This window comes from Paenibacillus macerans (assembly GCF_050565405.1).
GTDB lineage: Bacteria > Bacillota > Bacilli > Paenibacillales > Paenibacillaceae > Fontibacillus > Fontibacillus macerans_B.
The window spans coordinates 58376-80669 of the sequence record NZ_JBNYYG010000002.1 but is presented as its reverse complement, the minus strand read 5'-3'; the positions used below and the strand labels follow the sequence as shown (position 1 = coordinate 80669).

The 22294-nt window shown below is 52.5% G+C and carries 25 protein-coding genes and 1 other annotated feature; of the genes, 22 read left to right on the top strand and 3 right to left on the bottom strand.

The annotated features are described in order from the left end of the window. Positions 1-73 precede the first annotated feature (73 nt). Positions 74-1663: a phosphoglycerate dehydrogenase gene (gene serA, locus ACQ4N8_RS02220; protein WP_430702682.1), complete on the bottom strand. Its 1590-nt coding sequence runs from the start codon at positions 1661-1663 to the stop codon at positions 74-76. A gap of 234 nt (positions 1664-1897) precedes the next feature. After that, positions 1898-2123 (bottom strand) — a binding site (T-box leader). A gap of 191 nt (positions 2124-2314) precedes the next feature. Next, a complete protein-coding gene (locus ACQ4N8_RS02215; RefSeq protein ID WP_430702681.1) occupies positions 2315-3229 on the bottom strand; it encodes a hypothetical protein in 915 nt (304 codons plus the stop codon). Positions 3230-3299: 70 nt separating this feature from the next. On the opposite strand from ACQ4N8_RS02215, the gene ACQ4N8_RS02210 reads away from it, so the two are divergent. Further along, a complete protein-coding gene (locus tag ACQ4N8_RS02210; protein WP_430702680.1) occupies positions 3300-3893 on the top strand; it encodes a CPBP family intramembrane glutamic endopeptidase in 594 nt (197 codons plus the stop codon). Next, a complete protein-coding gene (locus tag ACQ4N8_RS02205) occupies positions 3890-4603 on the top strand; it encodes a hypothetical protein (protein ID WP_430702679.1) in 714 nt (237 codons plus the stop codon). The genes ACQ4N8_RS02210 and ACQ4N8_RS02205 overlap by 4 nt, the downstream gene beginning before the upstream one ends. A gap of 65 nt (positions 4604-4668) precedes the next feature. Here the strand turns inward: ACQ4N8_RS02205 and ACQ4N8_RS02200 are convergent, their stop codons facing one another. After that, positions 4669-5622 carry a polysaccharide deacetylase family protein gene (locus ACQ4N8_RS02200; RefSeq protein ID WP_430702678.1) on the bottom strand — a complete coding sequence of 318 codons (954 nt, stop codon included), beginning with the start codon at positions 5620-5622 and terminating at the stop codon, positions 4669-4671. Between the two features lie 87 nt (positions 5623-5709). On the opposite strand from ACQ4N8_RS02200, the gene ACQ4N8_RS02195 reads away from it, so the two are divergent. The 20 genes from ACQ4N8_RS02195 to ACQ4N8_RS02100 all read left to right on the top strand — a co-directional run bounded on the left by ACQ4N8_RS02195 (position 5710) and on the right by ACQ4N8_RS02100 (position 22256). Further along, positions 5710-6096, top strand: coding sequence for a hypothetical protein (locus ACQ4N8_RS02195; RefSeq protein ID WP_430702677.1), 387 nt, complete (start codon positions 5710-5712; stop codon positions 6094-6096). A 190-nt stretch (positions 6097-6286) separates the two neighbouring features. After that, entirely contained in the window at positions 6287-6907 is a 621-nt protein-coding gene (locus ACQ4N8_RS02190) for a genetic competence negative regulator (RefSeq protein ID WP_430702676.1), read from the top strand. A gap of 80 nt (positions 6908-6987) precedes the next feature. Beyond that, positions 6988-7677: a glutamic-type intramembrane protease PrsW gene (gene prsW, locus ACQ4N8_RS02185; RefSeq protein ID WP_430702675.1), complete on the top strand. Its 690-nt coding sequence runs from the start codon at positions 6988-6990 to the stop codon at positions 7675-7677. 86 nt (positions 7678-7763) lie between these two features. Continuing rightward, positions 7764-7916, top strand: coding sequence for a hypothetical protein (locus ACQ4N8_RS02180; protein WP_430702674.1), 153 nt, complete (start codon positions 7764-7766; stop codon positions 7914-7916). A gap of 493 nt (positions 7917-8409) precedes the next feature. Next, complete coding sequence (gene ypeB / locus ACQ4N8_RS02175; protein WP_430702673.1) at positions 8410-9771, top strand: germination protein YpeB; 1362 nt, start codon at positions 8410-8412, stop codon at positions 9769-9771. 123 nt (positions 9772-9894) lie between these two features. Then, a complete protein-coding gene (locus ACQ4N8_RS02170) occupies positions 9895-10548 on the top strand; it encodes a flagellar brake protein (protein WP_430702672.1) in 654 nt (217 codons plus the stop codon). Between the two features lie 84 nt (positions 10549-10632). Next, a complete protein-coding gene (locus ACQ4N8_RS02165; protein WP_430702671.1) occupies positions 10633-10842 on the top strand; it encodes a hypothetical protein in 210 nt (69 codons plus the stop codon). Between the two features lie 131 nt (positions 10843-10973). Further along, a complete protein-coding gene (cmk, locus tag ACQ4N8_RS02160) occupies positions 10974-11672 on the top strand; it encodes a (d)CMP kinase (protein ID WP_430702670.1) in 699 nt (232 codons plus the stop codon). 6 nt (positions 11673-11678) lie between these two features. Then, the gene (locus ACQ4N8_RS02155; RefSeq protein WP_430702669.1) at positions 11679-12257 is read left to right on the top strand and encodes a lysophospholipid acyltransferase family protein; all 579 of its coding nucleotides are present in this window, start codon (positions 11679-11681) and stop codon (positions 12255-12257) included. A gap of 173 nt (positions 12258-12430) precedes the next feature. Then, complete coding sequence (gene rpsA / locus ACQ4N8_RS02150) at positions 12431-13666, top strand: 30S ribosomal protein S1 (RefSeq protein ID WP_430702668.1); 1236 nt, start codon at positions 12431-12433, stop codon at positions 13664-13666. A 196-nt stretch (positions 13667-13862) separates the two neighbouring features. Beyond that, positions 13863-15185 carry a ribosome biogenesis GTPase Der gene (gene der / locus ACQ4N8_RS02145; RefSeq protein ID WP_430702667.1) on the top strand — a complete coding sequence of 441 codons (1323 nt, stop codon included), beginning with the start codon at positions 13863-13865 and terminating at the stop codon, positions 15183-15185. An 11-nt stretch (positions 15186-15196) separates the two neighbouring features. Beyond that, entirely contained in the window at positions 15197-15808 is a 612-nt protein-coding gene (plsY, locus tag ACQ4N8_RS02140; protein WP_430702666.1) for a glycerol-3-phosphate 1-O-acyltransferase PlsY, read from the top strand. Then, a complete protein-coding gene (locus ACQ4N8_RS02135) occupies positions 15801-16841 on the top strand; it encodes an NAD(P)H-dependent glycerol-3-phosphate dehydrogenase (RefSeq protein ID WP_430702665.1) in 1041 nt (346 codons plus the stop codon). The genes plsY and ACQ4N8_RS02135 overlap by 8 nt, the downstream gene beginning before the upstream one ends. A 265-nt stretch (positions 16842-17106) precedes the next feature. Then, positions 17107-17379 (top strand): stage VI sporulation protein F, encoded by a 273-nt coding sequence (locus ACQ4N8_RS02130; protein ID WP_430702664.1) that lies wholly within the window; start codon positions 17107-17109, stop codon positions 17377-17379. Positions 17380-17533: 154 nt separating this feature from the next. Further along, positions 17534-17713 carry a DUF2768 family protein gene (locus ACQ4N8_RS02125; RefSeq protein WP_430702663.1) on the top strand — a complete coding sequence of 60 codons (180 nt, stop codon included), beginning with the start codon at positions 17534-17536 and terminating at the stop codon, positions 17711-17713. Positions 17714-17754: 41 nt separating this feature from the next. Further along, a complete protein-coding gene (locus tag ACQ4N8_RS02120; protein WP_430702662.1) occupies positions 17755-18390 on the top strand; it encodes a hypothetical protein in 636 nt (211 codons plus the stop codon). 11 nt (positions 18391-18401) lie between these two features. After that, the gene (locus ACQ4N8_RS02115) at positions 18402-18755 is read left to right on the top strand and encodes a 2Fe-2S iron-sulfur cluster-binding protein (protein ID WP_430702661.1); all 354 of its coding nucleotides are present in this window, start codon (positions 18402-18404) and stop codon (positions 18753-18755) included. Positions 18756-18829: 74 nt separating this feature from the next. Then, positions 18830-19543 carry a hypothetical protein gene (locus ACQ4N8_RS02110; protein WP_430702660.1) on the top strand — a complete coding sequence of 238 codons (714 nt, stop codon included), beginning with the start codon at positions 18830-18832 and terminating at the stop codon, positions 19541-19543. Positions 19544-19982: 439 nt separating this feature from the next. Further along, the gene (gene spoIVA, locus ACQ4N8_RS02105; protein WP_430702910.1) at positions 19983-21461 is read left to right on the top strand and encodes a stage IV sporulation protein A; all 1479 of its coding nucleotides are present in this window, start codon (positions 19983-19985) and stop codon (positions 21459-21461) included. 522 nt (positions 21462-21983) lie between these two features. Continuing rightward, a complete protein-coding gene (locus tag ACQ4N8_RS02100) occupies positions 21984-22256 on the top strand; it encodes an HU family DNA-binding protein (protein ID WP_059043418.1) in 273 nt (90 codons plus the stop codon). The last annotated feature ends 38 nt before the right edge of the window (positions 22257-22294 follow it).

Below are 22294 nucleotides of genomic sequence, written 5' to 3'. Positions count from 1 at the left end.
AAAAGGGCTGCCCGACCGGACCGGCGCATGGCCGGGCCTGATCGGGCAGCCCTTTATGATGGGGGTCGTTTGATTAGGCAAAAATGATTTGCAAAGCTTTATTCAGCTCAGGAAGTTTCGTCAGCTCATCCAGCACTTCCTTCGGTACGGCTTTGTCCACGGTCAGCACCATGATCGCTTCACCGCCGACCAGCTTCCGTCCCACCTGCATGGAGGCGATGTTGACGTCGTTTTTGCCGAGCAGGGTGCCGACGCTTCCGATAATCCCCGGCTTGTCGTTATGCGAAACGAAGATCAGATGTCCTTCCGGCGCTACGTCCACCGGGAATTTGTCGATCTGCACGATCCGTGCGCCGTATCCGTTCAGCAGCGTGCCGGCAATGCGGCGTTCGGCACCGTCCTGCGTCTTGAGGGACACGGTGATCAAGTTGGTGAAACCCTTCGTTGCCGAAGCTTGCGAGACGACGACGTTAATGTCGCGGACCTTGGCCAGGTGCATCGAATTGACGATATTGACGTCAGCGCCAAAATGGCGGGACAGCACCCCTTTGATGATATAACGCGTCAGCGGCTGCGTATCCACTTCCGCGAGATCGCCGGCATAATCGACATGGATTTCCTTCACGGCCTGATTATTCAGTTGGGACAGGAATACCCCGATTTTCTCGCCAAGCTCGAAGTAAGGTTGCAGCTTGTTCATGACGCTAGGCGCCACCGGAGGCATGTTCACGGCATTCTTGAACGGTTCGTTGCGCAGGATATGCAGTACTTGCTCGGAAACGTCGATGGCCACGTTCTCCTGGGCTTCCACGGTGGATGCGCCCAAATGCGGGGTCACGATGATCTTCGGATGATTCAAGAAAGGATGATCCACTTCCGGCGGTTCCTTCTCGAACACGTCGAAGGCAGCTCCCGCAACGATTCCTTGGCCGATCGCTTCAACCAACGCCATTTCGTCCACTACGCCGCCGCGGGCGCAGTTGATGATACGCATCCCTTTTTTCATCACTTCGAATTGCGGGCGGGCGATCATATGCTTCGTTTCCGGCGTGAGCGGCGTATGAACGGTAATGAAATCGGCGTTTCTGACGATGTCGTCCACGCTGGCCAGCTTCACGCCCAGCTTTTCGGCCCGGTCTTCGGTCAGGAACGGGTCGTATCCGAGAATGTCCATGCCGAACGCCTTGGCCCGCTTGGCTACTTCACTGCCGATCCGGCCCATGCCGAGCACGCCCAGCGTTTTGTTGCGCAGCTCGACGCCGAGGAATTTGCGGTCCCATTCGCCATTGATCGTTTTTGCATAGGCTTGGGGAATATGGCGGGCCAGCGCCATCATCATCGCAAACGCATGCTCGCAAGTCGTGATCGTATTACCGTCCGGGGCGTTGATAACGATGATTCCGCGTTTGGTGGCGGCCTCCAGGTTGATATTGTCGACCCCCACGCCGGCGCGGCCGATAACTTTCAAGCGGGTCGCGGCTTCCATGATCTTTTCGGTTACTTTCGTTTGGCTGCGGACCAAGAGACCGTCGTACTGCGGAATGATCTGCACCAACTCGTCTTCGCTGAGACCCGGTTTCTTATCGACCTCAACGTCGGCTGCGTCCATCAGCTGCTGAATCCCCAGATCGCTGATCGGATCCGATACTAACACTTTAAACATGATTTTTGACCCTCCTAAAAGTTTGTTTATAGCAAGGCTTCCTTGAAGTTCTGCATGCAAAACCTCTTCGGAAACATCAGCTTACGATGATTCTGACTATGTCGCTTTGTCTCGTTACCGTTATACTGCACAAAAGGGCAAAGGTGAACCGGGGCAGCGAAATCACGATTCCTTCCGTCACGTCATGGGGCGGAAGGCAACAAAAAAACCCCCGATCCGCATACTACTTCCGTAGTAAGGGACGAGAGTTGTTCGTGGTACCACCCTAATTCGCTGCGCCTTCGCAGAAGCAGCCTCAGTTGTCATTGCTGACAGAACGATAACGGAGTTCACCGACTGCGCCTACTGTGGGTTCAACGCAGTAACTCAGGAGCGCTAAAGCGATCGTTCCGCTACCGGTTTGCAGCACCACCGGCTCTCTGGAAACTTTCCGAACGCTTTTTTCCTTCGACGTGTTTCATCAGATGTAATTTTTCATAATGTAACACGGTCTTGGCAAGGTGTCAACACCAAACCTGCGGATGAAGACGGAAGCCCGAGCGATCTCGGGTACATCGTGGCGCGCTTGAATCCGCCCCTGATTTTGGTTATGATTTTACTAATGTCGAAAATGGTCTTGTCCTGGCGTGGAAACCGCCCTTTTTTTCTTCGTTAGTTTTCCATGAAAAACGGCAGCTCGGGCAGGGACTCGGAGCCATAATAGGTCGATTTCCATTTGGTAAATTCCTTATTTTTGACAGCTTCCGTTTCTGTGAGAACTTTTACAATGGAAGCGACTGAATTAAGCTGGAGTACCTCGGCTTTGCCGCTTTCGATCATCTGATCGATTTTGGCGGTAAGATCCTGCGGCAGATAGGTTACATATATGTTGTCTTTCACCATCAAATCGGTGACCGCCTTATTCTTGACGGCAAGCGAATAGCCGGACCATTCCTTGATGCCGAGGTTATCCTGAAAAGTAAATTCGGCCGGGATGCCACTGTTGGTTTTCGCCGTCCATTTGAGGATGGAGGAGAAGTATTTTTTTTGTGCCTGCAAGGCGTAGTTTTTGGCGTTTTCGGTAAATTCGTTTTGCGACAAGGCCGTCGCCAGGTCGGCTCCTTTTTTGCTTCCTGCCTTGGCTTTGGCTTCATCGATGCTCTCCCCGAACAGTTTCAGGCTTTTTATATAATCGGTTTGGGCCTCTTTCAGCAGGGGCGAGGAGGCGGTAATGGATTGAGCGGCGATTTGTTCGTAATGCGAGCCGGCCTTCTCCCTGATTTGCTTCAGCGCGTCGTTGGACTCGGATTTCGAATCGCTGCGCGACATCTCTTCAATCAAGGCGAGATAGTCCTCCTTGAACTGCTGATAAGGTTGGAACACGACGTAATAAAACGTGACCAAATCTTGTTGCTGATAGGAAGCGGATGTTTCCTTCTCCGGCGGATCAACTTTTAGATATGCATATTTCGCTTCGGTTTTCTCGATGCCGATATTCAGTCCGAGAAAAAAGGTGCCGAACGCGATAATCAACATGAGGAGGAAGCCTAGTACAAACAACATTTCGAATTTGCTTTTACGGATCATAATGATGCTCCTTACCATTTTGATTTACTTGAGATAGAATAATAATAAAGGACAGGGTTTGACAAAAACTATGAAAAAATTCAAATTTCGCGATGTGAAAATCCAAAAAGTCGACCCCGGTCAGCTTAATGATCGTTTACTGCTTATCAATTTATATTTGACGCAGGGACTTACTTTATTTATCGGTTTGGTTATCCTGTTTTTTCAGAAAAGAAATCCGCTGAATCTGTTCGATCTGCCGGAGCAAATCGATTTTCTGTATTGGGGAGCAGGTTTGGCGGCGGTTATGTTCGGGGCGGATATGCTGCTTTCCCGTTTCATTTCGGAAGATAGCATGGATGATGGAGGCATTAATGCGCTGTTGTTCCAAGGGCGCCCGATATGGCATATCGTCGTCATTTCGGCGATCGTGGCGGTTTGCGAGGAACTCCTTTTTCGGGGAGCGATTCAGCATGGAATCGGGCCTTACTGGACGAGCATCATCTTTGCGGCGATCCATGTCCGCTACCTTCGGCACTGGATTCCCACCGGATGGGTGTTCGCAAGCAGCTACGGACTTGGTTTTATTTATATCCAGACGGGAACGCTTTGGGCGCCGATCCTGTGTCACTTCCTGATCGACTTGGTATCGGGACTCGTGATTAAATTTCGGAGGGAGTCATGAAGGAACACTTAAGCCGATTGGACCGGTACGGTCACCGCAACAGAATCAAACAAATAAACCACGGGTCATCAACCGGGGATACGCAGGTGCAGCCCATGCCAGACACGGAGCCCCGCGACGGCGCCGTTTCGGCTGGGGGCAAGCTTGCCGCCCCGGACGTAATGCCGCGAAAGGAGATGACGGAAGAGCCTGAGCCGTATCCGGGTGGTTCCGCATCGCCGCAATTAAGGGGAAGGGAGAAGGCTCCTATCGGCGACGAGACGCTGGTTAGGCTGCTCATACCTCGAAACCTCAATACCGGCAATCATACACAAGCCTCTTCGGTACAAAAGGTTCAGAAGAAGCCGGCGAGCCAGCCGGAGAAAACTTATGAATCTGCCGCCGTCGCGGCTTTGGCCAAACTGAAGGAACCGGTGCGAACCCCTTCGATCCCATCGGGCCGGGAAAGCGGACTGCCGGAAAGCTTAGCTGAGCCGAAGCCGGACGAAGGCTTAAGCTCCCCGCTGCTTGCCATGGACCTGTTAGCTAGCGCAGGAACGGAAGATGAACTCGATACTCTCCCTACGCGCAAAGAGCTATTTCCGTCGCAAAGACTCAAAATGACTAGATGGTTCTATAACTCGCTCCTGTATATTTTCGTGATCATTTTAATTTATCTGTTATGGTGGGGCGTAAGCGATTCGCCTTGGGGCAAGAACCATGGATTATAAGAAAACCGTCGGGACATCGTCCCGACGGTTTTCTTTGCGCAGCGAACGTAAGGCGAATCCTCCGCTTACTTCGATGTCCCGTTTCCGGCGACCGCCGGAGCCGGGCCGATGCTGCGCGGATCGACAAAGCCGTACCCCTTCTCCTCCAGCTTGGTCAGCAGTTCGTCGAGGGCCTCCACGGTCCAGGGAAGCTCATGCATCAATATATTGCTGCCGGCATGCAGTTGCTCGAGGACGTTGGCGATAACGGCCTCCGGTTTGTTTTTGTTTTTGCTGTCCCAATCCAGGGAACCGTTGGACCAGGTCATATAGATCAAACCGTTTTCGTCGGCGATTTGATGGGTCGTATCGTTTCCGGAACCGAACGGCGGGCGGAAGAAACGCGGGGCTTCCCCGGTGGTCTCCTTGACGATCGCCTGTACGTCTTCGATTTGCTTGCGCATGCTTTCGGCCGATTCTTTCTTCAGATCGATGTGATCCCAGCTGTGGTTGCCGAGGATTTGTCCGCGGTCCGCGATCAGTTGAAGTAATTCGGGGTGTTCCTTAACCCGGTAGCCGTTCACGAAAAAGATCGCCTTGGCCTCATGTTTGTCCAAGGTGTCGATAAGTCCGTCGATCATTTTCTTTTCTTTCGGCCCGTCGTCGAACGTGAGCAGGACGACTTTTTTGTCGGCGGCTTCATCGTTGGGGACGACATTGTACGCTTTGTTGATATGGTACAGCAGCTGCGGTTCCGGTTCCGGAGCGGGGAGATCTTCTCCGGTGAGCGTTGTGCTGCCGCTCGTCGCCGCATTCCCAGGGGCTTGCTGCGCATTGCTTCCGGTTGTATTTGCTCCTGTTCCTGCGTTGCCTTGAGAAGCTTCGCCGGAATCGTCGACGTTGATGTTAGCCTCCGTCTGGTTTGGAGCCGTTGGGTTGGCATTGGCTGGGTCGGAAGTTGAATCGGATTGGCCGCATGAGCTAAGAATAAGACAAGCGGCGGCTGTGAGCAGGAGTTTCTTGTGGAGCAACGGGGTCATCTCGCTTTCCTGTATTTATGCCGCATGAGTTTGTTGCAAAACGCGAACACTATAGTCGATTTTAACATATCTAAGGAGGTTTTTTGGGTGAAATCTTCCTCATTTTTAGGCGGAGTGTTGGTGGGGGCCTTTGCGGCGATCTGGGCTTCGCGCCGCAAGCAAGGGATTATGTCGGCGATGAACGGGGCAGGCACGGCATTGAAATTCGCCGGATTGACCTCAACGCGCCATGAAGGCAAAGACGGGGATATTTCCGAAGCGTTGAAGACGGAGCACACTTCATCCTCGGCAGCGGCAAAGGCTACAGGGGCAGACGCCCAGGTGTATCCCAGTCCGGTATCTCAGACCCATTCGAATCATTCGAAGGAATACAATTTGAAGCAACTGACGGATTTTATCAAAGGCAATGCGGATGTGCGGCGCGAAGTTGAAGCCATCCTGAAAGAAACGAATACGGCTATACCTGGATTGTAATAGAATACCATTTATAGAATCATTTTCTGCCCCCTTGCAGGGTGACTGAAAATGATTCTTTTTTGTCTATTTTATTACGTGCATTTAGGGAAAATAAATGATAACATACTTACAAAGAACCATTTCCAGCACACATTACGACAGGTTTCATAATCTGTTATCACACGGCATAGAGAGAGGAGGATCCTGTATGAAGATAGAAAGACTTGGCCAGGATAAGATACGGATTTTCCTCACGTTTGACGATTTAAGCGAACGCGGTATTCAGAAAGAGGACATGTGGCAGGAAATTCCCAAAGTCCACGACCTGTTCACCGAAATGATGGACCAGGCTTATAATGAAGTGGGCTTTGACGCCACCGGACCTCTGGCTGTGGAAGTGTTCGCCCTTCCTGCTCAAGGAATGGTCGTCATCGTAACGCGCGGTAAATACGATCACCATCATCACGGGATCGGATCGCCATATGAGGATGAACTGCCGGAAGAGGTATATGAGATGGAAGTGACGCTGGAACAAACGGATACGATCCTGTATTCGTTTGACGATTTCGAGAATCTGATCGAAGCGGCGCACGTCCTTCAACCCATGCTTCAACATGCCGGAAGATTGTATAAATATAATGGGAAATGGGTTCTTCAGCTGGAACCGGAAGAATTGGAGGAGGGGAAACACCCTGCTTTGATTGCGGTATTGGCTGAGTTTGGCGAAGCAACTTCGGTAACTACAGCGATGCTGGAAGAGTATGGGAATTTGGTCATGGCCGAGAATGCGGTGGATACGATTTGCATTCATTTCAAACGCCAGGATTGATTTTCGTCTCGGAAGAAGGCATGGTTTTGATTCGATATGAGAGACAAGGAACAGCGAGCGGTGATAAGGGGGGATAACCGTTGCTCTTTTTCTCGATTGCAAGTGCAGCGGTAGCTCCCGGTATTGCTCTGTTAACCTATTTTTATCTCAAGGACAAGTATGATTCCGAACCGCTGCATATGGTCTTTAAGGTGTTTCTGCTGGGCTTCCTGATTGTGCTGCCCGTGATGATTATTCAACGCGGATTGACGCTTTGGTTAGGCGAAGGGCCGCTGATAACGGCATTCGGCATATCGGCTGGCGTGGAGGAAGTGCTGAAATGGTTTGTGCTGTTTCATATGATATACAATCACACGGAGTTTGACGAACCGTATGACGGTATTTTGTATGCAGCGGCGGTTTCGCTAGGATTTGCCACGGTAGAGAATGTCCTTTACGCTTTTGCCAGCCATGCCTCCATCGGCACCTTGCTGATGCGGGCTTTGCTCCCCGTTTCCGGGCATGCGATGTTTGGCGTCATGATGGGCTATTATCTGGGCCGGGCCAAGTTTTCAACCGGTTGGCGAAGCCGGAAGTTCTTGTTGTTTTCGCTGTTGTTTCCGTTATTCTGGCACGGGGTCTACGATTGGATCTTAAACAACACGACCCAATACTGGATCTGGTTCATCGTTCCGCTGATGGCCTTCCTGTGGTACGGAGGGATCGGCAAGATGTACCGGGCCAACGATCGTTCGCCGTTCCGATTGACGGGGGCGAAAGGGCAAGATTAATTCGCATCCGAATAGGGCATCCTGATTCTAGTGATTTTCATGGCTGCAGTACGGCAGCCGCGAAACTGGAAAGGGGTGCCTTTTTCGTGCGCGTTAAAGTCAAGATCACCTGCAAATCCTGCGGGGAACGGTTTGTGTTGCGGGGCAAAAAAGAACGCGGGCATATTGAAACCGGGTTTAAGCAATGCCTATGCAACAACCAGCACGAATTTGAAATCGAAGAAGAAGCGCTTCATTAAAATAAGCGGCTTCGTGATCCAAAGATGACTTTTTTGAACTACCGTTTCAATGAAGGTTCAAAAAGTTAGGTTTGGAGCACCGAGAAGGTTGGATGAAGCTAGGGGGTGAGTAGCGGAGCGTAGACAGATCTACGCGAGCAACGGAAGTCCCGGCTGAATTCAAGATTCGATGCCGAATTCGCTTCCGTTCATATGCTTCGTGATCCAAAGATGACTTTTTTGAACTACCGTTTCAATGAAGGTTCAAAAAGTTAGGTTTGGAGCACCGAGAAGGTTGGATGAAGCTAGGGGGTGAGTAGCGGAGCGTAGACAGATCTACGCGAGCAACGGAAGTCCCGGCTGAATTCAAGATTCGATGCCGAATTCGCTTCCGTTCATATGCTTCGTGATCCAAAGATGACTTTTTTGAACTACCTATTCTTATGCATAAAGTTCCTTCCTTCATGTCACACTAATGCCAACTTAGTTGAAGAAGGGAGAGAGTATAAGCCCAATGTATAAACGTTTAAGTGCGATATTATTCCCGGTGACGGCGGTTCTGTTAATCGGTGCTCTGGTGTGGGGTTATCAGGAGAACCAAGAGAAAAATTCAATCCTGATCAAAGCGGAAAACCAGTATCAACGGGCTTTTCACGATTTGTCCTACCATGTTGACAAACTGCACACGGAATTGGGCAATACCCTTGCGGTAAATTCGGCTTCCACCGGAGCGCAGCGCAAAGGACTGGTTAACGTTTGGCGCATTACGAGCGAAGCGCAAAATGAAATCAATCAGCTTCCGTTAACGCTGTTGCCTTTTAATAAAACCGAGGAGTTCCTGTCGAGGATCGCGAAGTTCTCTTACCAGACCGCGGTTCGTGATTTGACCAAGCAGCCGCTAAACGACGGCGAACTCAAAAACTTGAAGGAACTGTACAAGAGTTCGGCGCAGATTTCCGAGGATTTGCAAGGGGTGCAAAACAAGGTTATCGCCAACCGGCTTCGCTGGATGGACGTAGAAACGGCGCTGGCCAGCGAAAAGGAACCGCGGGACAATACGATCATCGACGGCTTCAAAACCGTGGACAAAAAAGTCGGCGAATATCCGGAACTCGATTGGGGTCCATCCATCTCCAGCATGTACAATAAACGTTCGGTCAAAAAGCTTGGCGGAAAACCGATCACCGTCCAGGACATTAAGAAGAAGACGGCGGAGTTCACCGGAATTCAGGACGTTGCCGCGATTCAGGTCGTCGAGAACGGTAAAGGGACGGAATGGGCGTCGTATACGGCAAACGTGAAGAACGGACGGAACGGCGAAGCTTGGACGCTTGATTTTACACGGAACGGCGGACATTTGATCTCCTATTCTTATAACCGAGAGATCGGCCCCAAGGCCGTGGATGCGAATACCGCAAGAGCTCGCGCCGACGAATTTTTGGAAGACAAGGGATACAAAGGGCTTGCCGCGGTTTCCTATGACGAATTCGATAATGAGGGCAATTTCACTTATGTCAGCAAACAGGGGGATGTACTCATTTATCCCGAGAAAGTCACGCTTCGCGTTGCTTTGGACAACGGTCAGGTTACTGGGCTGCAAGCCAGCGATTACGTGTACGAGCGCGAAAACCGGGAGAAGATCAATAAACCCAAGCTGACGCTGCAGCAAGCACGCAAATTTTTGAATCCGGAGTACAAGGAGAAATACCACCGGCTGGCATGGATCGAAAATGAACAGTCGGAGAAGGTATTGACCTACGAATTCGGCGGAGGAATCAACGGTTCCCAGTACCGGATCTATATTAACGCGGAGAACGGCAACGAAGAAATCGTGGAGGAAATCCGCAACAATAAACAGAAAGCCGTGCAATCTTAGTTAGCGCAAACCTGACGGAACGTTCCGCCATTGACGGAACGTTCCTTTTTTTCGCGCCGCGATGCTTTGAGCCGTGCTATACTTAGGTAGTAAGCAACTATTTAAAATAGGACGGTGGGGAACTTGTTTCCTAAAGTGAACGATCTCGTATACATCCAAGTCGCATCGGCGGAGAAATCGGATGCGGACAAGGAATGTAAATCGCGGATCGCGGACATGGAAGAAGAATCGTTCCTGATCGAGGTTCCGATCGAGAGCGGAAGCGGGCGCATCAAGAAGTTGTACATCGGAGATGAGCTATCCGTTTACTTTTTGAGTGATGCCGGAGTGAAAAACTATTTCAATACATATGTGCTGGGATTTGCCGATGATGTCGTCCAATTGGTACGTATTCGGAAACCCGAGCCGGAAACGATCACCAAAATCCAGCGGCGTCATTTTTTGCGCGTCGTTGCCGAACTGGAAATCGCCGTCAAGATGAAGGGTAATACGCAATTCGTTACCTATACGGAAGATGTAGGCGGGGGCGGCGTGTCTTTCATCTGCAACAGCGAATACAATCTTGTACAAGGCGACCTGCTGTTCTGCTGGCTGCTGATTCCTTTCAAGAACGGCTCGATCGACCACGTGCCCTTCGAAGCCGAGGTCGTCCGCACGAAAAAGCTGGAAAGCGGCCGTAAGATGGTTATGCTCAAATTCGTCAGCATCTCCGATTTGGAGCGGCAGAAGCTGATCCGGTTTTGCTTCGAACGCCAGTTTGATTTCAAAAACCGTTGAACTATACCTTAACAAGGATTCCCGACCCGCCAAAATGGATAAACTATACTTTGCAGCACGATGATTGGCAAGGAGGGATGAAAGGTGCGGCGCTCCAATGACGATGAGGCCTTTACGGCGTTGTTTCTACAGTTTTCCAGAGCGACAGAGAAGTGGCTGAAGCGGACGCTGATATTCCTCCTGATCGCTCTGTTTCTGTTCCAGGCTTTATTGCGGATCCCGGCGCTGCGGCAGTATCTCGCTTCGGCGGATAAGTATGAAGGCATGCCGATCCATAGGGAGAACCGCAATTAATCGGCTATAGCTTATGGAGGGCGTACTTATCGCGATTTTTTTGCATCCCTTTGCTATCTGTGGTATAATTTTCACGTCGCAGGCAATGCCTGCTTTTTTCTTGAGGACGTGTTTTGAGGAGGAATACCCCTTTGGCAAGCAAGGCGTCTACATCCCATGACAAAATCAACATTGCGATCGACGGTCCTGCTGGGGCGGGGAAAAGTACGATAGCCCGGATGGTTGCCGGTAGATTATCATATATCTACGTAGACACCGGGGCCATGTACCGGGCGGCAACATGGTATTTTCTGCAGAAGGGCATCGGACCGGACGAAGTGGACAAAGTGATGCAAATCGTACCGGATCTGGAAATTGAATTATTACCTGGCGATCAGGGGCAAGAGGTCAGAGTGAACGGTCAGGATGTCACGGAGGAGATCCGTTCCCTAGCCGTAAATGCCCAGGTGTCCCGATATGCGCAAATCGAGGGGCTGCGAGGCAGGCTTGTCTCTCTGCAGCGGCAAATGGCTTTGCGCAAGGGCGTTGTGATGGATGGACGCGATATCGGCACCACGGTTTTGCCCGATGCTGAAGTTAAAGTGTTCATGACCGCAAGCGTCGAAGAACGGGCGCGCCGCCGATACAAGGAAATGAAGGAACAACGCGATATTTCGTTCGAAGAGCTTGTGCGATCCATTGCAGAGCGCGATCGTCTTGACCAGGAACGGGAAGTATCGCCTCTTCGTCAGGCGGACGACGCAACGCTGCTCGATACGACGGAAATGTCCTTGGATGAGGTAGCCGATCATATCGTCTCTTTGTGCAGAACCTATGGAAGTGAGAGTTGACCAAAGATGATTTACAATTTTTGTCGCAGTGTGCTCCGATTTCTTTACAAGCTGCTGTTTCGCCTGAAGGCAAGCGGCCTGGAGCATATCCCGCCGGAAGGCGGCGTGTTGCTATGCTCCAACCACATCAGCGTCTTCGACCCTCCTACGATCGGCATTTTGCTGAAACGGAAAGTGCATTTTATGGCCAAGAAAGAGCTGTTCGATATCGTCGGCTTCGGCTGGCTCATTAAAGAGTTGGGCGCTTTTCCGGTCAAACGGGGCGGAGTCAGCAAGGAATCGATCAAAACTTCGTTGACCTTGCTTCGGAGCGGTCACGTCATGGGCATTTTTCCCGAAGGCACGCGATCGAAAGGCGAGGACGGTTCGATTGGCAAGAAAGGCGCAGCCACATTTGCGTTGCGAAGCGATGCCGCGGTCATACCGGTAGCGATCATCGGCAATTATAAATTGTTCGGAAAAACGCGTGTGGTTTATGGCCCTCCGGTGGATCTGACCGAATTCAAGGAAAGCGGTGGCCCGAATGCGGCCGAACTGGCGACCGAGAAGATCATGGCCAGCATTGCCGAACTGAAGAATAAGTAACTCCTTGCGACTTCGAAATCGCGTATGCATGAAGGCAGGGGGCATTTGGAAAGCTATATTTTAGAGGTAAGTTTTGAACCTCGCTTTAAGCGGATGTTCATGAAGTCGGCTTTTTGAACAACCTTAAGAGCGGGTTTAAATAAATGGGTTTTTGAATTGAGGAGGTTATTGACATGTCGGAAGAAACAAAAAATGTTCAGGAAGCTGCGGAAGTAACAAACCAGGATGAGATGGAGCAAATCGTTTCCTTGAAAAAAGGGGACACCGTCAAAGGAACGATCGTCAAAATCGAGGATAACCAAGCTTACGTAAGCATTGGATATAAATATGACGGCGTTATTCCTATTCGCGAGCTGTCCTCGGTTCATCTGGACAACGCTTCGGACGCCGTTGCGGTTGGACAGGAAGTGGAAACGAAAGTGGTCAGCATCGACGACGAGAAGGAACGCCTCGTGCTTTCCAAACGCGCGATCGACAGCGAAAATGCCTGGGAAGAGCTTGAAAAACGCTTTGAAAGCGGAGAAACGTTCGAAGTTACGGTGGCTGACGTCGTAAAAGGCGGGATCGTAGCCGACGTGGGTGTTCGCGGTTTCATTCCGGCATCGATGGTGGAGCGCCATTTCGTGGAGGACTTCAGCGACTATAAAGGCCGCACGCTTCGCGTTAAAGTCAAAGAAATCGACCGCGAGAACAACAAAGTCATCCTTTCGCAAAAAGACGTGCTCGACGAAGAGTTCGAGGCGAACAAGCTGAAAGTGATGGGCGAGCTGAAAGAAGGTCAAGTGCTGGAAGGTACGGTTCAGCGTTTGACGCAATTCGGCGCTTTCGTTGACGTAGGCGGCGTGGACGGACTGGTTCACGTCTCGGAGATCGCTTGGTCCCATGTCGACAAGCCGGCAGACGTCCTGTCGGAAGGCGATCAAGTGAAAGTGAAAGTGCTCAAAGTCGATCCGGAAAAAGGAAAAATCAGCCTTAGTATCAAAGCGGCTTTGCCTGGTCCTTGGGATTCCGCTGCCGAGCAATTCCATACCGGGGATATCGTCAGCGGCGAAGTGAAGCGTCTGGTGAATTTCGGAGCATTCGTGGAAATCGCCCCTGGCGTGGAAGGACTCGTTCATATCTCTCAAATTTCGCATAAGCATATCGGTACTCCGCATGAAGTGCTGAAAGAAGGCCAAACGGTACAAGTGAAGGTTCTGGACGTCAACCCGACGGAAAAACGGGTTAGCCTTAGCATCAAGGAGACCGAAGAAGCTCCGGCGCCGGCTCCGAAAAGCGAAAAACCGTCCAAAGGCAGCAGCGTGAGAAAAGAAGATTTGGGCGACAACCCGAACGTGTCGCTTAGCAACCAAGGCCTCAGCATCACGCTTGGCGAGCGTTTCGGCGACAAGCTCAGCAAACTGAAATAAGCAGGTTTTAGCAGGCTTGAACATCGGCGGACCCTGAAGAAGCGGGTTCGCCGTTTTTGTTGTTGCCTCGCCGATTCCGAGGTCCGCGCACGGGTTAGCCAAGGAAACGTTTTTTTGCTATGATGATTGAGGTGTACCGAGAAGTAAAACCGCCCAAATTATATATATGAAACATTAAGAATTAGGAGGTATGTCTATGGCAAGGCCCGTAGTGGCGATCGTCGGCCGGCCGAATGTGGGCAAGTCCACGATATTTAACCGCATCATTGGCGATCGGCTGGCGATTGTAGAAGATAAGCCAGGGATCACCCGAGACCGGATTTACGGTGCCTCGGAATGGAACGGCAAGCCGTTCAGCATTATTGACACCGGGGGCATCGAGCTGGATGATGAGGAACCGATTTTGAAGTCGATCCGCATGCAAGCGGAGCTGGCCATCGAAGAGGCCGATGTCATCGTCTTTATGTGCGATGCCAAAGCCGGGGTAACTTCGTCGGACGAAGAGGTCGCCACCCTGCTGTATCGATCGGGAAAGCCGATCGTCGTTGCCGTCAATAAGGTGGACAACATCGGCCGGATCGACAACATTTATGAATTCTATAACCTGGGCTTTGGTGAACCGATCGGCGTCTCCGGCAGCCATGGCACCGGTATCGGCGATTTGCTCGACGCGATCGCGGACAATTTGCCGGAGCTGGCCGATGACGAATATGACGAGGACGTGATCCGCGTCGCCTTGATCGGCCGTCCGAACGTCGGCAAATCCTCGCTTGTCAATGCGATCCTGGGCGAGGAACGGGTCATTGTCAGCGATATCGCCGGAACGACGCGCGATGCCATCGACACTCCTTTCGAGAAGGACGGACAGCGTTACGTCCTCATCGATACCGCAGGTATGCGCAAACGCGGCAAAGTTTATGAAACAACGGAAAAATATAGCGTGATGCGCGCGATGAAGGCGATTGAACGAGCAGATGTGGTGCTGGTGCTGATCAATGGGGAAGAGGGCATCATCGAACAGGACAAGCATATCGCCGGATATGCTTACGAGGCCGGGAAAGCCTCCGTTTTTGTCGTCAACAAATGGGACGTGGTAGAGAAGGACGATAAAACGATGCATCAATTCGAGCAAAAAATCCGCGATCACTTCTTGTTTATGACTTATGCGCCGGTCGTGTTTCTGTCGGCTAAAACGAAGCAGCGTCTACATAAGCTGCTGCCGGTCGTGCAGCATGTGGCGGACCAGCATACGAAACGCGTGCAGACGCATCTGCTGAATGACGTCGTCTCCGACGCCATCGCCATCAACCCTCCACCTACGGACAAAGGGCGGCGCTTGCGGATCAATTACGTGACGCAAGTTGCGGTTAAACCGCCGACGATCGTGGTCTTCGTCAACGATCCTGAGCTGATGCATTTCTCCTACGAGCGGTATTTGGAGAACAAAATCAGGGCGGCTTTTGATTTTGAAGGAACGCCGATTCGGCTGTTCACGCGGCGTAAGTCTGATGAAGGTTAGGGGAGAATAAGGTGATTTTACCCGTTATTGCTGTAATCGTTAGTTATTTGCTCGGCTCCGTTAGTTTTAGCGTGGTGCTGGCGAAGGCGTTGAAAGGGATCGACATTCGCCAGCATGGCAGCGGGAACGCGGGGGCGACGAACACGCTGCGCGTGCTCGGCAAAGGACCGGCCATCCTGGTCCTGGCGTTGGATGTGCTTAAAGGGATTGCGGCCGTATGGATCGGTCGCTGGCTGGGAGACGGGGCTGAATGGACGGCGGCGCTTTGCGGCATTGCCGCGATCATCGGCCACAACTGGCCGCTGTATTTCCGCTTCCGCGGAGGGAAAGGGATTGCCACGACCATCGGCGTGATGGCAACGCTCTTCTTCTTCCCCGCGTTATATGCCGGCATTATCGCGATCTTATCGATCGTGTTTACCCGGTATGTTTCGCTCGGTTCACTCTTATTCGTATTATTAACTCCAATATTTTTGGCGATCTCCGGCGAATTTGGCCCTTATCTCTGGACGAGTCTGATTATCTGCGTCTTCGCCTTTTGGAGACATCGCACGAATATCGTGAAAATCGTTCATGGTAAGGAAAACAAGCTGGGTTCCAAAGGGGGAGATCGCGTTGTCTAATAAAGCTGCCGTGCTGGTGGCGGGGAGTTGGGGGACGGCACTTGCCAGCGTACTCGCCGACAAGAACATGGAAGTAGCCTTGTGGACACGTAATGAATCGCAGAAAGAAGAAATTAACGCGAAGCACCGGAATGAGCGGTTTTTACCCGGCGTCGACTTGTCGCCTCGCTTGACGGCAACGACCGATTTGGAAGCAGCCGTCTCCGGTGCCAAGGCGGTCGTTATGGTCGCGCCGTCGTCGGCCGTCCGCGATGTGGCTCGCGCTTTGAAGCCTTATTGGCACGAGGATATGCTGGTCGTGCATGCTACCAAAGGGTTTGAAATCGAAAGCCTGAAACGGATTTCGACGGTCATCGCCGAGGAACTGGGTTGCGAGGAGGGGCGGATCGTCGTATTATCCGGCCCAAGCCATGCCGAGGAAGTAGTCAAACGCTGCCCCACGACGGTCGTGGTCGCTTCCCAGGTGGAGAGCCAGGCCGATTTGGCCCAGGACCTGTTCATGAATCCATACTTCCGGGTATATACCAACCGCGATATGGTTGGGGTAGAATTGGCCGGCGCGTTGAAGAACATTATCGCTTTGGGCGCGGGAATGTCCGACGGCCTCGGTTACGGAGACAACGCCAAAGCGGCGCTGCTGACGCGCGGCCTTGCGGAAATTACCCGGATCGGCGTAGAAATGGGGGCTAATCCGCTGACGTTCGCCGGCCTCGCGGGGATCGGCGACCTGGTCGTTACGGCGACCAGCCGGCATAGCCGCAATTGGCGCGCCGGGTATATGCTCGGAGAAGGCAAACCGCTGGAAACCGTGCTGAGCTCGATGGGGATGGTCGTAGAGGGGATCCGCACGACCAAAGCGGCCCATACGTTTTCGGAGAAATACCAGGTTCAAATGCCGATCGCCGCACAGCTTTACCATGTATTATTCGAGGGATTGGACCCGCGTACCGCCGTCGAAGCCTTGATGGGTCGGGACCGGAAAACCGAGATGGAAGTGATGTCGCTGGAAACCTGGGAACAATGGCACACTTAAAATGGAGGTTCAAAAAAGCGGCTTTTCAGCACCGAGAAGGTTGGATGAAGCTAGGGCATGAGTAGCGGAGCGTAGGCAAACCTACGTGAGCAACGGAAGGCCCGGCTGAATTCAAGATTCGATGTCGAATCAACATCTTGACCTGCTTCGTGATCAAAAGACGATTTTTTGAACAACCTCTATAGCCCGTTTTGGCGGGATGAAATCACCTTTCCATTGGCCTCCTCATACATTGGTTGAAGAGGACAGCGGAGGAGGCGATAGCGTGAGCAAAATATCCAAAGAGGCCCTGAATGCCATCAACAAAAAAACGGGCAAATCGATCACGGAAGGTTCGGTCAAAAAGCTGGCCAGCACCGTCAAACCGTCAACGATGCAAAATGAAGCCGAACTGCGGAAACTGATCAAGCAAGTGTCGGCCATGGCGAAAGTGCCCGTCAGCGAAAGCACGATTTCGGAAATCGTTAGCGCCGTGAAAAAAAGCGGCATGAATCCGTCAAATATGGAAGCCTTGATGAAATTGATGATCAAGAAATAATGCGGGATTTCTGACGATAAGCTCTGCGGCGATGATGCTGCAGGGCTTTATTTAGGTTGATGGCGCCCCCTTTCGCGTTGATGCGTAGCCTCAAATGCGACAAAATGCTATAATATGGATCATATCAAACCAAAAAAATTAGGAGAACCAACCGATGGATGCAATGACTAAGATGTGGTTGTCGATCGCGGCCGTGCTGATCATGGGAATATCCGTGTTTCTTATTACGTTTGCGCGGACGAAAACCAAAGGCGTCGTCAAAGGGATTTTATCGCTGCTTGCCTTTATCATCATGTTGGCGGGGTTTTTGACCGGGCTCGTGTCGATTACCTGAGCGGCTGCCAACCTAACGTAGCATAGAGAAGAGGAAGAAATATGCAACAACCGGAAAGCAATATCTATTACGAATTGACGGGAGCCTTGAAAAAGCTGGCGTCGTGCTTCGATGGCGCCGGAGACGCATGGCTGCTGGGCGGCAGCTGCGGTTTGTGGCTGCAAGGGGTCCCGCTGGAAGCGGCGCCGCGGGACATTGACGTGTACGCGGATCAAGCGGCTGCCAGCCGGCTGCATGAGCGTTTGAAAGACCGTGCGACGGACGAGCCGCACCACGATCGGAGCGGGCTGTACGCTTCGCTGCTGAGCCATTACCGCGTGGAAGGGGTGACGGTCGAACTGGTGGGCGCGTTTGAGGTGCGTGCGCAAGGATCGTTATACCGGACCGAAGTGGACGAGCTGCTAGCCGGAGCGGCACAAATGATTGAGCTGGAGGGCATTTCCTTGCCGGTGATGCCGCTGGCTCATGAGTTTGTATTTAATCTGCTGCGCGGCCGGCCGGACCGCTACCTGTCGATCGCGAAGGTCATACGCCGGGAACCCGATCGGCATTTGCCTTTGCTGTATGGGCTGCTGGAGCGGAATTGGTGGTCGGCCGATCTAGTCGGCAGGATGGCCGAGATGCTCGACAGGCCGCTTCTTTCCCTGCCTTGGCGTGAATATCGCGGCGAGGCTTGAGGGGAGCGGACGTGGAAGGGAATATCACATTTCTGCCCCATGGAAAGACGGTTAAAGTCCGGCCGGGCACGAGCGTTCTGCGAGCGGCGCGCGAAGCGAAAATTCACATCGCGTCCCGCTGCGGCGGGAATGCCGGTTGCCTGATGTGCAAAGTACTGGTAGACCCGGACAAGGCAGGGGCGCTATCGCCGCCCAGTACGGCGGAACGGCGTAAGCTGGGACCTCTGCTGGACCAGGGTTACCGTCTGGCCTGCCAGGCCAACATCCGCGGGGCGGCCGAAGTGCGGCTGCCGGAGGACCCGCTGAAGGCGGCGATTCGTAAGCAGCTGGAGCGGCAACGGCAGGACGATGACGGGTTGTGGTGAGTACAACGGGAGATCGAGAGGATAATTGGATGGTAAGCTTATCTTTTTGGAGACGCAATTGGCGTGGACCGGTCATGTTACTAGTACTCGTATCGAGTATGATAGCGGTATTAACGGGTTGCCTGTACCGCGGTGAGCAGCAGCAAGGCCGTCCCGCCACCTATACGGAAAGCGTCGACCGCATTCAGCGGGCGTTGGAACGTTATCAGGAGGAACAGGGCATTTTGCCGATTGTTACGGCCGGGGAAGAGACGCCGCGCTATGAAAAATATCGGATCGATTTGAATCAAATGAAGCAGCTGGGTTATTTGGAAGAAATCCCGGCGGCGGCCTTCGAGCAAGGCGGCGGCGTTTATTTTCTCGTGATTGATGAGGAGACCGATCCTAGCGTCAAAGCGCTGGATTTAGGTACGGTGCAAAAGGTCAACGACGTACAGCGCCGGGTGGACGGATACAAGTCGAGCCATGGCGGGGAGCTGCCCGGACAAGCGGCCGGCGAGACCTATCCGGGCCTGTATACCGTCGATTTGCCGCTCCTGAAGGCCGAGGATTACGCGCTGCAAAGCGTCTATTCCGGAGAGACGCTCCCTTACCTCATGGATGCGGCGGGACATGTATACGCGGATTATGCCTTCGATATCATGCAGGCGATCGAGCAAGCCGGCAAGACGCCGCTAGACGATGAGGATTTGCGAACCCGGTTAACGGACAGCTCGGATTACGTGCCGGTCAAATCGCTGCCGTACCGCTGGGTGGACGGGACGCCGGTGCCGCAAATCAGCGAGTGAAGCAGCTTCGATAGCTGTCTAAATACAGGGCCTTTCGGAGAGTTCCGGAAGGCTTTTTTGGCGTGGGCGCCCGGACGGCGGACCGCCTTTCTCGGAAGCGTCATACTTTCTTCAATAGAATCATACAAATGGGAGTATGGCGGTTAAGTGCCCGCCTTGTTCGGGTTGAATGAGCGGCTTTGCAAAAAAAAGTGGGCTTGGACGGTATTATCCGTCATATTCTCGCATCTGGTACATAAGATGTTACTAGTCCAAATGCATGTACGAGTTAGCGCCGCTTCGTTCAGGTTCTTTCCACGTGGTTGCGGCGGCGGACACGGGCAAGAGGGGCTGCCGCTCCTACCGTAGCAGTGAAGCCAAAAAAGATGTTGAATAACGAAGCGGATGCTCTCAAGGCATTTTTCCTTCGGCGAAATTTGAGGAGGGGATATCATTGGTATTGGAGAAAGTGGACATTTTTAAGGACATTGCCGAACGTACCGGAGGCGATATTTATCTGGGTGTCGTCGGAGCGGTACGTACCGGGAAATCGACCTTTATTAAGCGGTTCATGGAAACGGTCGTGCTCCCGAACATCGCAAGCGAAGCGGACCGGGTCCGCGCCGTGGATGAACTTCCGCAAAGCGCCGCCGGCAAAACGATCATGACGACCGAACCGAAATTCGTGCCGAACAATGCGGTGCAAATCAAGGTAGCCGAAGGGTTGGAGGTTAACGTAAGGCTCGTCGATTGCGTCGGATACGCCGTGGAAGGCGCAAAAGGCTATGAGGATGAAAATGGGCCGCGCATGATCTCTACGCCTTGGTTCGAAGAACCGATTCCGTTCCAGGAAGCGGCGGAGATCGGGACGCGCAAAGTGATTCAAGAACACTCCACGCTAGGCGTGGTCGTCACGACGGATGGTACGATCGCCGACATTCCGCGTTATTCCTACGTGGAATCCGAGGAACGGGTCGTGGCCGAGCTGAAAGAGGTCGGCAAACCGTTTGTGCTCGTCATCAATTCGACGCGGCCGAACAGCGAAGAAACGCTGCAACTGCGCGGCGAACTGGCGGCGAAGTACGATATTCCAGTCATCACGCTTAGTGCGGCGACGATGACGGAGGAAGACGTAACCGGCGTTCTCCGGGAAGTGCTGTACGAGTTCCCGGTGCACGAAGTCAACGTGAATCTGCCCAGCTGGGTGATGGTGCTCAACGAGAACCACTGGCTGCGCAGCAATTATGAGAATTCCGTCCGCGACACGGTGAAAGACATCCGCCGCCTGCGCGATGTCGACCGGGTCGTCGGCAATTTCATGGAATACGACTTCATCGACCGGGCCGGTCTGAGCGGCCTGAACATGGGGCAAGGCGTGGCGGAAATCGATCTGTACGCGCCGGACGATTTGTATGACCGCATCCTGATGGAGGTGGTCGGCGTGGAAATCCGTGGCAAAGACCATTTGCTTCAACTGATGCAGGAGTTCACGCACGCCAAGCGGGAATATGACCGGTTTGCCGAAGCGCTGGAAATGGTCAAAACGACCGGCTACGGCATCGCCGCTCCGTCGCTCGCCGAAATGGCGCTGGATGAGCCGGAGCTCATTCGCCAAGGCTCCAGATTCGGCGTTAGGCTGAAAGCGACGGCTCCGTCGATCCATATGATCCGCGTCGACGTCGAGTCGGAATTTGCCCCGATCATCGGGACCGAGAAGCAAAGCGAGGAGCTGGTCCGCTACCTGATGCAGGATTTCGAAAACGATCCGATCAAGATTTGGGAATCCGATATTTTCGGACGTTCACTGCACTCCATCGTGCGCGAAGGCATCCAGGGCAAAATCGCCATGATGCCGGACAACGCCCGCTACAAGCTGCAGGAAACGCTGGGACGGATTATCAACGAGGGCTCCGGCGGTCTCATCGCCATCATATTATAGGTTGTTAAAAAGTCAGATTTCCATCACGAAGTAAGATCAAGGAGCTTGTTCGGCATCGAATCTTGAATTCACCCGGGCCTTCCGTTGCTCACGTAGGCTTACCTACGCTGCGCTACTCAGTCCCTAGCTTCATCCAATCTTCTCGGTGCTGAAAACCCGACTTTTTTACTTTCATTAAGCACCTAACTCTTGGCAATTCCTCCTCAATAACCGCGCGTATGCTGATTGCAGCTGCGTGCGGTTGTTTTGTTTGGAGAGCTGCATCGAGACCCTTTTTACGCACTTAACGGCTCGCGAACCCGGCGGCCAAACGAAAAAATCGCCGCTATGGCTTGAAAAAACTTGAAATTATGAATGGGCTGTATTACTATAAATTTGTTCCGCGCCCCGCCAATATGCCTTTTTGGCTCTTTTTCGGGGAAATTGTACGTATTGAATGCGAAAATCACGTATATTCTGCGGTAAAACGGAAACACAAATAGCAAGTGGTATTATTTTCCTTGGTGGGGAGGTGAATCACAAATGAACAAATCCGACTTGATTTCTCAAGTGGCAGAAAGCACTGAGCTGTCCAAGAAAGATGCGACGAAAGCCGTTGATGCCGTTTTCGAAGCTATTTCCGAGGCGCTGCAAAACGGAGACAAAGTTCAACTGGTCGGCTTCGGCAACTTTGAAGTCCGCGAGCGTTCCGCCCGCAAAGGCCGCAACCCGCAAACCGGAGAGGAAATCGAAATCCCTGCGAGCAAAATTCCTGCTTTCAAACCAGGCAAAGCGCTCAAAGACGGAATTAAATAAAGATTTCTACATATCTTCCGTGCAAAAGACCGTGGGCT

Coding starts and splice junctions, on each gene's coding strand:
- serA (WP_430702682.1), bottom strand. CDS start 1,663: ATGTTTAAAGTGTTAGTATCGGATCCGATCAGCGATCTGGGGATTCAG.
- ACQ4N8_RS02215 (WP_430702681.1), bottom strand. CDS start 3,229: ATGATCCGTAAAAGCAAATTCGAAATGTTGTTTGTACTAGGCTTCCTC.
- ACQ4N8_RS02210 (WP_430702680.1), top strand. CDS start 3,300: ATGAAAAAATTCAAATTTCGCGATGTGAAAATCCAAAAAGTCGACCCC.
- ACQ4N8_RS02205 (WP_430702679.1), top strand. CDS start 3,890: ATGAAGGAACACTTAAGCCGATTGGACCGGTACGGTCACCGCAACAGA.
- ACQ4N8_RS02200 (WP_430702678.1), bottom strand. CDS start 5,622: ATGACCCCGTTGCTCCACAAGAAACTCCTGCTCACAGCCGCCGCTTGT.
- ACQ4N8_RS02190 (WP_430702676.1), top strand. CDS start 6,287: ATGAAGATAGAAAGACTTGGCCAGGATAAGATACGGATTTTCCTCACG.
- ypeB (WP_430702673.1), top strand. CDS start 8,410: ATGTATAAACGTTTAAGTGCGATATTATTCCCGGTGACGGCGGTTCTG.
- ACQ4N8_RS02155 (WP_430702669.1), top strand. CDS start 11,679: ATGATTTACAATTTTTGTCGCAGTGTGCTCCGATTTCTTTACAAGCTG.
- rpsA (WP_430702668.1), top strand. CDS start 12,431: ATGTCGGAAGAAACAAAAAATGTTCAGGAAGCTGCGGAAGTAACAAAC.
- der (WP_430702667.1), top strand. CDS start 13,863: ATGGCAAGGCCCGTAGTGGCGATCGTCGGCCGGCCGAATGTGGGCAAG.
- ACQ4N8_RS02125 (WP_430702663.1), top strand. CDS start 17,534: ATGGATGCAATGACTAAGATGTGGTTGTCGATCGCGGCCGTGCTGATC.
- ACQ4N8_RS02120 (WP_430702662.1), top strand. CDS start 17,755: ATGCAACAACCGGAAAGCAATATCTATTACGAATTGACGGGAGCCTTG.
- ACQ4N8_RS02110 (WP_430702660.1), top strand. CDS start 18,830: ATGTTACTAGTACTCGTATCGAGTATGATAGCGGTATTAACGGGTTGC.
- ACQ4N8_RS02100 (WP_059043418.1), top strand. CDS start 21,984: ATGAACAAATCCGACTTGATTTCTCAAGTGGCAGAAAGCACTGAGCTG.